General features: G+C 45.4%; 8 protein-coding genes. 7 read left to right on the top strand and 1 reads right to left on the bottom strand.

Annotated features, from left to right (window positions below):
- Window positions 1–31: 31 nt before the first annotated feature.
- From ACRD7P_RS09790 to ACRD7P_RS09765, 6 genes are all read left to right on the top strand, one after another.
- A complete protein-coding gene (locus tag ACRD7P_RS09790; RefSeq protein WP_430907375.1) occupies window positions 32–577 on the top strand; it encodes an RNA polymerase sigma factor in 546 nt (181 codons plus the stop codon).
- A 28-nt stretch (window positions 578–605) separates the two neighbouring features.
- Window positions 606–1,133: a hypothetical protein gene (locus tag ACRD7P_RS09785; protein WP_430907374.1), complete on the top strand. Its 528-nt coding sequence runs from the start codon at window positions 606–608 to the stop codon at window positions 1,131–1,133.
- Window positions 1,117–1,569, top strand: a complete 453-nt coding sequence (locus ACRD7P_RS09780) for a hypothetical protein (RefSeq protein ID WP_430907373.1) — start codon at window positions 1,117–1,119, stop codon at window positions 1,567–1,569. The genes ACRD7P_RS09785 and ACRD7P_RS09780 overlap by 17 nt, the downstream gene beginning before the upstream one ends.
- A gap of 256 nt (window positions 1,570–1,825) precedes the next feature.
- Window positions 1,826–3,037 carry an RsmB/NOP family class I SAM-dependent RNA methyltransferase gene (locus tag ACRD7P_RS09775; RefSeq protein ID WP_430907372.1) on the top strand — a complete coding sequence of 404 codons (1,212 nt, stop codon included), beginning with the start codon at window positions 1,826–1,828 and terminating at the stop codon, window positions 3,035–3,037.
- A gap of 340 nt (window positions 3,038–3,377) precedes the next feature.
- Window positions 3,378–7,070, top strand: a complete 3,693-nt coding sequence (purL, locus tag ACRD7P_RS09770; RefSeq protein ID WP_430907371.1) for a phosphoribosylformylglycinamidine synthase — start codon at window positions 3,378–3,380, stop codon at window positions 7,068–7,070.
- A 60-nt stretch (window positions 7,071–7,130) separates the two neighbouring features.
- Window positions 7,131–7,583: a GNAT family N-acetyltransferase gene (locus tag ACRD7P_RS09765; RefSeq protein ID WP_430907370.1), complete on the top strand. Its 453-nt coding sequence runs from the start codon at window positions 7,131–7,133 to the stop codon at window positions 7,581–7,583.
- A 33-nt stretch (window positions 7,584–7,616) separates the two neighbouring features.
- Here the strand turns inward: ACRD7P_RS09765 and ACRD7P_RS09760 are convergent, their stop codons facing one another.
- Complete coding sequence (locus ACRD7P_RS09760; RefSeq protein WP_430907369.1) at window positions 7,617–10,226, bottom strand: DUF6923 family protein; 2,610 nt, start codon at window positions 10,224–10,226, stop codon at window positions 7,617–7,619.
- Between the two features lie 261 nt (window positions 10,227–10,487).
- Here ACRD7P_RS09760 and ACRD7P_RS09755 point away from each other — a divergent pair, with 261 nt between their 5' ends.
- The gene (locus tag ACRD7P_RS09755) at window positions 10,488–12,260 is read left to right on the top strand and encodes an AMP-dependent synthetase/ligase (RefSeq protein WP_430907368.1); all 1,773 of its coding nucleotides are present in this window, start codon (window positions 10,488–10,490) and stop codon (window positions 12,258–12,260) included.
- Window positions 12,261–12,383 lie beyond the last annotated feature (123 nt).

Genomic DNA, 12,383 nt, shown 5'->3' with positions numbered 1-12,383 from the left:
AGTCTAAAAGTAGAATTCAAGCAAACAACCGTTGTTGGCCGAAAAACAATTAATAGCAGCCTTAACTGACGAACAGACCCGATCAAAGGCCTTTGGACAGTTGGTGCAGACCTATCAAAAAAGACTGTACTGGCATATCCGGCGTATTGTATTGAACCATGAAGATGCCGATGATGTATTGCAGAACACCTTTATTAAGATTTATAAAAATATTGGAAGTTTTAAACAAGAAAGTAAACTCTATTCCTGGATGTATCGCATCGCCACCAACGAGGCGTTGAGTTTTATAAAAAGTAAATCAAAAAAATTGGGATTGAGCGATGGACAGTTGCAGGAGCAAATGATAGCCAATCTTCAGGCAGATGTTTATTTTGAAGGGGAAGCCATTCAGCTTAAACTTCAAAAGGCCATTGCCACATTACCGGAAAAACAAAAATTGGTGTTCAACATGAAATACTTTCAGGAATTGAAATATGAGGAGATTTCGGAAATTCTGGAAACATCGGTCGGAGGGTTAAAAGCCTCCTATCATTTGGCGGCAAAAAAAATAGAGGCGTTTTTAAAAACCACCTCGTAACGAAACGAATAAAAAGACATGTTCGATAATGGACGAATTGGAAGATAAAAAGGAAGGCTTTGCCGTTCCCGAAGGTTACTTTGATAATTTTCAGGAACGTTTGATGCACCGGATCGAGGCGGTATCGGAAGAACACGACCTGCCCAAGGAAGATGGGTTCGTGGTCCCTGAGGACTATTTTGACCAGCTGCAACAACAGCTATCGCAAAAAATAAGCGAACCGGAAAGCAAGGTAATTCCATTGCGCCCTTACCGCAAGTACTACCTTGCCGCAGCTGCCATTGCGGCCATTATTGTGGCCGTTGTCGGATTGAATTGGGAAAGCCAGGAACCGTTAACCTTTCAGGACATTGCCAGCTCTGACATCGACATCTATTTTGAAAACCACGATGTTGGCCTTAGCCCCTCTGAAATTGCGGAGGTATTGCCCTTGGAGGATGTGGACATGGACGATTTTATGAAAGCGTCCTTGGAAGAAGAAAATATCGTTGACTATATCGACGAAAACATAGATGATTTTGAAGAATTAAATTTAGAAGATGATGAAATCTATTAAAACAATACTGGCGCTGGCGCTGCTGCTGTGCTGTACCGTAGGCTTCGCCCAAAATCGGCCGGTAAGGGATAAGATAAAATCCCTGAAGGTCGCTTTTATCACCGAGCGGTTGAATTTGACCAGTAAGGAAGCCCAAGCCTTTTGGCCCATTTATAACGAGCATGAAAAGGTAATGGAAGACCTTAGAGTGGCCGAACGCACCCAAATTAGGGCAAAACTTAGGAACTTGGACGGAGTATCGGAAGCCGAAGCGGACAAACTCCTCGAAAAACACCTGGATCTTGAAGCGGAAAAGCACGAGGAACAGGAAAAACTGATACGAAAAGTAAAAGGCCTGTTGTCCCCAAAGAAGACTTTTGCACTTTTAAAGGCCGAAGAAGACTTTAAACGGGAATTGATCAAAAGGTATCGACAGAATCGTGAAGGCGGCAATTGATCGGTAACTTCGAATAATACTGAACTCGTTTGACCCAAGGGAAATCAATATTGATTTCCCTTTTTTTGATTCCTCGCAAAATGCATTATTCCAATACCATCGGCAACATATAATCGGGGCGAAAAATTGCCAAAAGGACCAGTTTTATACCATTTTTGCTTTTACCAAAGGAAGGTCAAAGCTTTTTGGTATTTGAAGTCACCTACTACCGCTTTTGAAAAAAGAAAGAATACCTTTGCACTCTTATTTTTGGAAGATGAAACTACATAGAAACCTTGTTTTTGCGGTTATAGATGCCCTCAACCTTATTTTTAACGAAGGGGAATATGCCGACAAAGTGGTACAAAAGGTATTAAAGTACGACAAACGCTGGGGTGTTAGGGACCGAGGTTTTATTGCCGAAACTACTTATGAAATGGTTCGTTATAAAAGGTTATATACCGAAATAGCCGAAGTAAAAGCGCCTTTTGGTCGACCGGACTTGTTCCGTATGTGGGCCGTTTGGGCCGTTTTAAAAGGCATATCCCTACCCGATTGGAAACAGATCGAACCCACCCCGGAAAGAAGGATAAAGGGCAGGTTCGACGAACTTTCCAAAATTAGAAAGTTCAAGGAGGCGGTACCCGATTGGATCGATGCGCTAGGCGTATCGGCCCTGGGCGAAAAAAAATGGACTGCCGAGCTTACGGCTCTCAACAAAAAAGCCGAGGTCATCCTACGCACCAATCCTTTAAAGACCACCAAAAGCGATTTGCAAAAGGCATTGCAAAACGAAAACATAACAACGGAGTCCATCAAGGGATATCCTTTGGCCCTGCGCTTACCGGAACGTACCAATGTATTTGTAACAAAAGCATTTAAAGATGGGTGGTTCGAAGTACAAGATGCCAGTTCCCAGCTTGTAGCGGCTTTATTGGATGTAAAAGCCGGGCAACGTGTAGTGGACGCTTGTGCCGGAGCCGGTGGAAAGACCCTTCATTTGGCCGGTCTTATGGAAAACAAAGGGCAGCTCATCGCCATGGATATCTATGGTAGCAAACTAAAGGAACTCAAGCGCCGTGCCCGAAGAAATGGTGCCCACAATATTGAACCTAGGGAAATTACATCGAGTAAGGTCATTAAGAAATTGCATGGGAAGGCCGACCGGCTCTTGTTGGATGCACCCTGTACAGGGCTTGGCGTTATCAGAAGAAATCCCGATACCAAATGGAAACTACAACCGGAATTTCTGGAAAAAATAACCAAAGTTCAGCAAGACATTCTTCAGAACTACAGTAAAATGGTAAAGCCCGAAGGAAAAATGGTTTACGCTACCTGTTCCATCTTACCTCAAGAGAATCAAGACCAGGTAAAGGCATTTTTAGCATCGGAGGCCGGAAGTGCGTTTTCCTTAACAGCAGAAAAAAAGATTTCCGCCGCTACCAGTGGTTTTGATGGCTTCTACATGGCCTTGTTGGAAAAGAAGTGACCGGCAAACCGTTCCCACATCAAAATGGTGGATAAATTGGCTATCTAAAGTACGCTAACAGAATACCCTTATAAAGAAAAGGGAACATTGGTCCGACAAGAGCCATTTCAGCGTGTTTTGGCCGCTCCGTAGTGCAAAAGGTGTTCGGCTGCATCGCATCCGGCCCATGTATCTGTAGGTCGCATTCCTGTGATGCGATATCCCTTGAGCAGCGAAGTAATGAACAATTCGTTCTGAAAACTGTTGATTTCTCATCGGAATCCCTTCTGCATTTCAACATCTAATTTCTAGCAAATACCGTAAATTTGGCTTTTCTAAAACCCAACAATCCCAGCACTCAATGATTCACTTTTTCGGAGAGGTAAAAAATAAGGTTTTTGCTGTAGCCACGGCACAAGAACTTTCACAAGAAAACATCGATAAATTAACTTGGTTGTTCGGAAACCGACCAAAAATAAACACGGCGTCACTAGACGCCTTTTTTATTGGCCCCCGAGCGGCAATGGTTACGCCTTGGAGTACCAATGCTACCGAAATCACTCAAAATATGGGTATCGAGGGTATACTGCGTATCGAAGAGTTTTATAAGGTAGCCGCCGATTTTAACGATTTTGATCCCATGCTCTCTCAAAAGTTTGACGGTTTGGACCAGGATATCTTTACCATTGATATCGTTCCCGAACCGGTACTGGACATCACGGACATCGCCGCTTTTAACGATCAGGAAGGTTTGGCATTGAGCACTGAGGAAGTAGACTACCTGGAAGCTCTCGCTTCAAAACTGGGCAGACCTTTGACCGATTCGGAAGTTTTTGGGTTCAGTCAGGTAAATTCCGAACATTGCCGTCATAAAATATTCAACGGTACCTTTGTAATCGATGGAGCGGAAAAACCGGGTTCCCTATTCAAACTGATAAAACAAACTTCTAAGGAAAACCCCAACGGAATCGTTTCCGCGTACAAGGACAATGTGGCCTTTGTAAAAGGTCCCGAAGTCGTACAATTTGCTCCAAAAAGTGCGGACAAACCTGATTTTTATCAAGAATCGACTTTTGATTCCGTGATTTCCCTAAAGGCGGAGACCCATAACTTTCCGACCACCGTGGAGCCATTCAATGGGGCAGCAACGGGATCCGGAGGCGAAATTCGCGACCGGTTGGCCGGTGGAAAGGGTTCTTTGCCACTTGCCGGGACCGCGGTATATATGACCGCCTATTCGCGATTGGAAAAGGATCGTGTTTGGGAACAGGCAATGCCCGCTAGAAAATGGCTATACCAAACCCCTATCGATATTTTGATAAAGGCGTCCAACGGGGCTTCCGACTTTGGCAACAAGTTTGGACAACCGTTGATAAGTGGTTCGGTACTGACCTTTGAACATGATGAAAGCACCTCATCCAACGAAGGAAAGCCTCGCAAATTGGCTTATGATAAAGTGATCATGCAAGCAGGCGGTATCGGCTATGGTAAGGCCGAACAAGCCTTAAAGGCAACCCCTGAAAATGGTGATGAAATCATTATTTTGGGCGGTGACAACTACCGCATCGGTATGGGAGGTGCCGCCGTTTCCAGTGCGGACACCGGGGCTTTCAGCTCCTCCATCGAGTTGAACGCTGTACAGCGGTCGAATCCCGAAATGCAAAAACGGGCCGCCAACGCCATCAGGGGAATGGTCGAGAGCGATCACAATACCATTGTATCCATACATGACCATGGGGCCGGGGGACATTTGAACTGTCTTTCCGAATTGGTGGAAGAGACCGGTGGTGCCATAGACTTAGATCGACTACCGGTAGGGGATCCCACCCTTTCGGCCAAAGAAATTATCGGCAACGAATCGCAAGAGCGTATGGGTCTGGTCATCGGAAAAAACGATGCCGCCCTTTTGGAACGTATTGCCGAACGGGAACGTTCCCCGCTCTATAAAGTGGGAACGGTTACGGGCGATGACAGGTTTACCTTTGCATCGGCGACCAGTGGTGAAAAACCAATGGATATGGACTTGGAGGACATGTTCGGCAGTTCGCCCAAAACCGTCATGAACGATGTTACGGTGCAGCGGAACTATGCAGATGCGGAATATTCCCTAGAATTTTTTCACGATTATCTCGATCAGGTGTTGCAATTGGAAGCCGTGGGTTGTAAAGATTGGCTCACCAATAAGGTAGACCGTTGCGTGGGTGGCAAGGTGGCCAAACAACAATGTGCTGGACCCTTACAGCTACCGCTAAACAATTTGGGCGTGATGGCATTGGATTTCAAGGGAAAGGAAGGAATCGCCACAAGTATTGGCCATTCCCCAATTTCAGGATTGATCGATCCATCGGCCGGAAGCAAAAACAGTATCGGCGAGGCATTGACCAACATCGTTTGGGCTCCGCTTAAAAATGGACTAAGCTCCGTCTCCCTCTCCGCAAATTGGATGTGGCCCTGTAAAAACGAAGGCGAAGACGCCCGTTTGTACCAAGCGGTGAAAGCCGTTTCGGACTTTTCCATAAAACTGGGCATCAATGTACCCACCGGCAAGGACTCCCTGTCCATGAAACAACGCTACCCTGAAGAAGATGTTATTTCCCCAGGTACCGTAATCATCTCCGCCGCCGCACATTGCGAAAACATTACACAGGTGGTGGAACCCGTACTGCAAAAAGATGCGGGAAGTATTTACCATATCAATCTAAGTAGGGACGCATATCGTTTGGGCGGTTCCTCTTTTGGGCAGGTACGCAATGCTATCGGGCAAGAGGCACCGACCATCATGGATGCGGATTACTTCAAAAAAGCCTTTGATACCATGCAATACTGCATTAAGGAAGGCCGTATTGCCGCAGGCCACGATATTGCATCGGGAGGGCTGATCGTTACTTTATTGGAGCTCTGCTTTGCGGATACCGATTTGGGTGCCGAATTGGACCTATCGGCCTTAGGGGAAGCCGATACCATTAAACTACTGTTCTCGGAAAACATTGGTATTGTTTTTCAGGCCAAGGACGACGCCGTTGAAAGCCTGTTCCTTGAAGCGGGAATAGAAGTGAACAAGATAGGTAAGGTCACCGAAACACCTACCCTACTGATCAGAAACGGCGGTATGGAAATGGGGCTTAACATCGAGACCATAAGGGATACTTGGTACAAAACCTCTTTCCTTTTAGATCAAAAACAAACCGCTAATGGATTGGCGGCAGCACGTTTTGAAAATTATAAGCATCAGAAATTGACCTTTCGTTTCCCCGATTCGTGGACGCAGGCCATACCGCAACACGGGCCGGCCCAAAGACCAAAAGCGGCGATTTTGCGGGAAAAGGGAAGCAATAGTGAACGGGAAATGGCAAACGCCATGTACCTGGCAGGTTTTGATGTTAAGGACGTTCATATGACCGATCTGATCAGTGGCCGGGAAACGTTAGAGGAAATTCAATTTATAGGGGCCGTCGGAGGTTTTTCCAATTCCGATGTGTTGGGCAGCGCCAAAGGATGGGCCGGAGCGTTCAAATACAATGAGAAAGCAAATAGGGCCTTAAAAAACTTTTTTGCCCGACCGGATACCTTGTCTATCGGCATCTGTAATGGATGTCAACTTTTTATGGAACTCGACCTGATCAATCCGGAACACGCCGTTCACGGTAAGATGACCTATAACGATTCCCAAAAACACGAAAGTAGTTTTACATCGGTCACCATTGAGGAAAATAATTCGGTAATGCTATCTTCTTTGGCCGGCACCACTTTAGGTGTTTGGATATCGCACGGAGAAGGAAAGTTCAGCCTTACGGAAGCGGAACAACACTATCAAATAGTGGCCAAGTATGGGTATGACGGGTATCCGGCAAACCCGAATGGAAGTGATTTCAATACGGCAATGCTCTGCGATAAAACCGGTAGGCACTTGGTGACCATGCCCCATATCGAACGTTCCATTTTTCCTTGGAATTGGGCCTACTACCCCGCTTCGAGAAAGGAAGATACCGTATCGCCATGGCTAGAGGCCTTCTTAAACGCCAAGAAATGGCTGAACGATATGGCCAAAAAATGACATGTTTATGAAATTCTGGCGGTTCGATAATTTAAAAATAATTAAAACCGATTGACGCACATGACGATACGACCTGCCGAATTAAACGACCTGCCCTATATCGTCCAACTATTGGCCAACGATGCCTTGGGCGCCCAACGTGAACGTTATGAACAACCGCTTCCCAATAGCTACCATGAGGCATTTGTCCGTATCCAAAAAGACACGAACCAAGAGTTGACCGTATTGGAAAACAAGGACCAAAAAATCATCGGCACCTTACAACTCAGTTTTATCCCATACCTCACCTACCGGGGAGGAACGCGTGCCCAAATAGAAGCGGTCCGAATTCATGAAGACCATCGGGGTACGGGTATCGGACAACTACTTTTTGAATGGGCGATCGCTCGTGCAAAAACGAAAGGAGCGCATGTAGTACAGCTCACAACGGACAAAAAGCGCCCGAAAGCGCTTTTATTTTATCAAAAATTAGGTTTTGCTGCAAGCCACGAAGGCATGAAGTTACATCTATGATCTGCTACGAAAATACCGTAACATTATGTATCGTTACCTTACCATAAGTTTACCGCTCCACGTTTTTTCGTTGCTACTTTGCAATTTGTAGAGGTAGATCCCCGAAGGAAGTCCTCCCCTTTCCAAGGTAAATTGATTTTGACCGGGCCGGCTCTCCCCGGCATAACGATGCGAGGGTACTATTTTCCCGTTCATCGTATACAGCTCAAAAGTATAGGTAGCGGCCGTATCCTCATAAAAATAAAGGATACTGGACCGGCTCATCGGATTTGGCATCAAAATCGACTTTTTGGTATCGGCCAAAATAAAGTCATTGGTAGTATCAAAGTTGGCAAATTCCACATCTTCAAGCATTATTTTCTTTTCCTCATCCGTACCGTTTTTGGCGTGAAGTTCGAACGATATTACTTTCAAGTCCTTAAAATCCGCTATCTCATTGGCGTCCGACTTGAACAATTCCGCCGAAAGGGTATATACCTTTTTCGCATCGGATAGTTGAACCGTGGTACGGTAGGCCATTCCGTTACCCTTAAGCAGTTTTACCTGTAGTTGTCCCGTTCCGGAAGCTTCAAAAACCAAATGTTGAAAAGCGGATAGGTCTACTGGAGCAAAACGTGGACTCAAGGCGCGGTATACCCCCAAGTAATCGTTGGTGGTCCCTTCTAAATGAACGTTCCGTTCTACACGATACCCATCGCCCCGATACGCCTCATCGTTTGGCAGTATCTCAAAAATCTTTGCGGTGCTGGTATTATAGGATGCGTCCAGTCCCCAAGGGGCATCGGCCACAAAAAGGTCGTCCGGGGTGTCCCCTTTTTCATTTTGGATGCGAAAGCCAAAATCGAACAATGCGCCGGTATCAATGCGTACCGAATCCAGATAGCCTTCTAACGACTTTTCAAAACGGATGGTCTCCGCAGTACTGGTTTCCGTCAGTTTGATACCGCCCTCCATGCGAATCGCATTACTCTTATTGGTATTGACCAACTCCATTTCAATACTACCGTTACGATACCGTGCCGACTTTACGAACACCGGTGGCGGTGTGGAAGCCTTGTAATCGGTTATCGGGGCATTTACGGCCAAAAGGGCCAAAATTTCTTCGCCCAGCGTCACTAGGTCATCCACGGAATTGGCCCATACCTGAAAATTGTAAAAAGCCGCGCCTTTCTCATAGGCATCGATGTTCCAGTGCGATTCCACCACAAACTGATTGTCCCCGTTCAAACGGGCGGAGAGCATCAGTACGTATTCTATACTGCCATCGGCTTGTTTGATAATGGATTTGATAAAAGAATGCTCTTGAATGTTGATCGTGGAGACCGATAAAAGTTCCGCTCCCAGAAAACGATCACAGATGAACTTACTATGCTCGTATACCCCATTTTCGGTCTTGATCACCATAAGAGCACCCTTTGTTTCTTTATTTTTCAAATAATCGACAGTATAAATTTCCGATGCATTGGTAAGGTTCAATAAATCGGTCGGTGTGGATTCCACCGTTTCCGTTTCACCAATTACGCCAAGCGGCACCAGTGTAGCTAGCGGTATATTGTTTTTTGAATATTTCCCCGCTTTTTTGTACGATTTGCTTCTTCTGACCTGTTTTGCCGTCAGGTTATCAAAACGATATCCTCTTTTGGCCCGTTGATAATTTCTTCTTCCGATGACTCCGGCCAAACGATCGTTGCTTTCCAAACCTCCGTTATTACCACTGGAAGTAGGGGTAATTACCGGGCAACTACTTACACCGGAACAGGAAGGGTCGTCACAGTCGACCAATCCGTCACCATCATCGTCCAAACCGTTGATACAATCTTCTTGGGGAACGGGTGCGGTAGGGCAGCGCGCACCATCGTTCAACGAACTAGAAGGACCAAAAGCAAAAATGTTCGAACTGATACCGTTCACCACCGCGTTTTGTACGTTGGAAATGATATAGACCGAACCAGTCTGGTTCGCGGATACATAAAAGTTACCGTCCGCGTCGAAATATACCGCCCCATAGGTATAGTTAAGTCCCGACAAAATGGGAACTTCTCCCAAATCCTCCACATCACCGGTATCCGCAGTAATCCGGTACAAGTGGTTGGTATTTTTTTCAACAGTGTAAAGTTTACCGTCCACAGCATTAAAGGCCCAATCGTGAACACTGATACTCTTGTTGAGTACATGACTGTTCAAAAACTCCAGGTAGGTATTGGATTCTGGATTTAAATCAATGGAATAATAGGTGGAAGAGCCCGATCTTAGGTAATATATACCGTCGATACTGACATCGCCTACATATTTGTTGTTGGAATCGGGAAGTTCCGGAATATTGTACGATTCGGTCTGAAAGTTTTTCCCGATCCGTACAATGGTCTTTGCAGGGGTGGAAAGATATCCCCAGATATAACCGTCCGCGCTATTATAAGCCGCTGCATTTACGTTTCCGCTCGTGATATCCTCGGCCACCAAGTAGGCACTGCCGGAAGCAAGATCTAGAGCATAAATGTCGTTGTACTGGAACAGGTATGCATTGTAATCGCACTGAAAAGGTTCCGATTGGGCATACGCGCCCAAACCGATACCGCAGCACAACAATGTGAAAAGTTTCGACTGTCGAAACCAAAGCAATAATGGAGTATAGGTCAGCTTCATAAAGTAAGATTTAGGGTTATTTGTGCTAACATAGGAAATATTTTATAGGTTTTTTCCTACATTTAGTCAAACTGCATTTAGAACACGATAAATGACGTTTTATTGTGGACGAGCTGAAAAAACCCGAAATGTAACGTGGTTTTCTATCAAAAAAAGCTTGGTCTATTCACAATTTGACGATTTGAGATATAAATTTTTCATAGATCCGTAACAAATCCAACCTTCTTTTCCTATTTTGCAATAACCTATCAGAAACTAAGTATGCAAAATATCACCAGACTTTTCGATTTTCCCTATTACGCCTTGGAGCAATACAACCTCAATGAAGCATTGGTTACGAAGTATAACGGCGAATGGGTAGCGACCTCTAATCAGGAGTATCTAAACAAAGCTAATACCATTAGTAGGGCACTACTTCGTATGGGCGTGAAAGCGAACGACAAAATCGCACTGATTTCCATGACCAACCGAACCGAATGGAACATTATGGACATCGGTATTTTGCAAATCGGTGCCCAGAACGTTCCCATATACCCGACCATTTCGGAAGACGACTATGCCTACGTGCTGAACCATTCGGAATCGACACATTGTTTTGTCTCTTGCCAAGAAGTATATCGGAAGGTAAAAGCGGTACAGGACAAGGTTCCATCATTGAAAGCGGTCTATTCTTTTGACCAACTTCCTGATTGCCCAAACTGGGAGGAAGTATTGGCTTTGGGCGAAGACCAGTCGAACCAGGAGGAAGTGGAACAACGAAAGGCGGCCGTAAAACCGGAAGATTTGGCCACGTTGATCTACACCTCGGGAACCACAGGGCGGCCCAAGGGCGTTATGCTTTCGCATAACAATGTGGTCTCCAACGCCATTGAAAGTGCCAAACGTTTGGCCATAAACTACGGAAAAACAAAATGTTTGAGTTTTCTACCGGTATGCCATATCTATGAACGGATGATGGTCTATCTCTATCAATATGCCGGGGTAACCATTTATTATGCCGAGTCGATGGACAAGATCAGCGACAATCTAAAGGAGACCGAACCCCATGTAATGACGGCAGTTCCAAGGCTTCTGGAAAAAGTATATGACAAAATAATAGCAAAGGGTACGGCCTTGACCGGTATCAAAAAGAAACTGTTCTTCTGGGCGGTCGACCTCGGATTAAAATATGAACCGTATGGAAAAAACGGATGGTGGTACGAACGAAAATTGGGACTTGCCAGGAAACTGATCTTCAGTAAATGGAAAGAAGGATTGGGTGGTAACTTGTCACTGATATCCTCGGGAAGTGCCGCCTTGCAACCGCGTTTGGCCCGTATTTTTAATGCAGCGGAGTTTGGGGTCATGGAAGGCTATGGGCTTACCGAGACTTCCCCGGTATTGTCCGTAAACGATATCCGTAACAACGGAATGCGTATCGGAACCGTTGGAAAGTTGTTGGACCGAACGGAAATAAAAATTGCGGATGACGGGGAAATCTGTGCAAAAGGGCCACAGGTGATGATGGGCTACTACAAAGACCCTGAAAAAACGGCAGAGGTCATGATCGACGGGTATTTCCATACGGGAGACATTGGAGAAATCGATTCGGACGGCTTCCTTAAAATTACGGACCGTAAAAAAGAAATGTTCAAGACTTCCGGAGGAAAGTACGTGGCGCCCCAATTATTGGAAAACAGGTTCAAGCAGTCCCGTTTTATCGAACAACTTATGGTTGTCGGTGAAGGGGAAAAAATGCCTGCAGCGCTCATACAGCCCGATTTTGAATATCTTTTTGAATGGGCAAAAGACAACAATATTACCATCAGTGAAAACTCCGATATCATCCTGAACGAAAATGTACTCAACAAATTTCAGGAGGAGGTAGATCTGGCAAATGCAGATTTTGCCAAATGGGAAAAAGTAAAACAATTCCGATTGACCCCGGACGTATGGAGCATCGCCGAAGGCCATTTGACCCCTACCATGAAGCTTCGCAGAAAAATAATCAAGGAAAAATACATGTCGCTCTATAACGATATCTACGGACATTGATTTACAACAAGCTATCGGTTGCGGCACCCATTTGGGACCACCGACAGCAAAAGATGTTCGGTAACCTTAAAAAACGGCAGACCGCCCAGTGCGACTGCCGACTTGTTAAACATTTGTAGCTCC

The organism is Maribacter sp. 2-571, from assembly GCF_050589625.1.
Classification (GTDB): domain Bacteria; phylum Bacteroidota; class Bacteroidia; order Flavobacteriales; family Flavobacteriaceae; genus Pelagihabitans.
Note: the sequence above shows the minus strand (reverse complement) of the source record. Positions and strands in the feature narration are given on the sequence as shown.

Coding starts and splice junctions, on each gene's coding strand:
- ACRD7P_RS09785 (WP_430907374.1), top strand. CDS start 606: ATGGACGAATTGGAAGATAAAAAGGAAGGCTTTGCCGTTCCCGAAGGT.
- ACRD7P_RS09780 (WP_430907373.1), top strand. CDS start 1,117: ATGATGAAATCTATTAAAACAATACTGGCGCTGGCGCTGCTGCTGTGC.
- ACRD7P_RS09775 (WP_430907372.1), top strand. CDS start 1,826: ATGAAACTACATAGAAACCTTGTTTTTGCGGTTATAGATGCCCTCAAC.
- purL (WP_430907371.1), top strand. CDS start 3,378: ATGATTCACTTTTTCGGAGAGGTAAAAAATAAGGTTTTTGCTGTAGCC.
- ACRD7P_RS09765 (WP_430907370.1), top strand. CDS start 7,131: ATGACGATACGACCTGCCGAATTAAACGACCTGCCCTATATCGTCCAA.
- ACRD7P_RS09760 (WP_430907369.1), bottom strand. CDS start 10,226: ATGAAGCTGACCTATACTCCATTATTGCTTTGGTTTCGACAGTCGAAA.
- ACRD7P_RS09755 (WP_430907368.1), top strand. CDS start 10,488: ATGCAAAATATCACCAGACTTTTCGATTTTCCCTATTACGCCTTGGAG.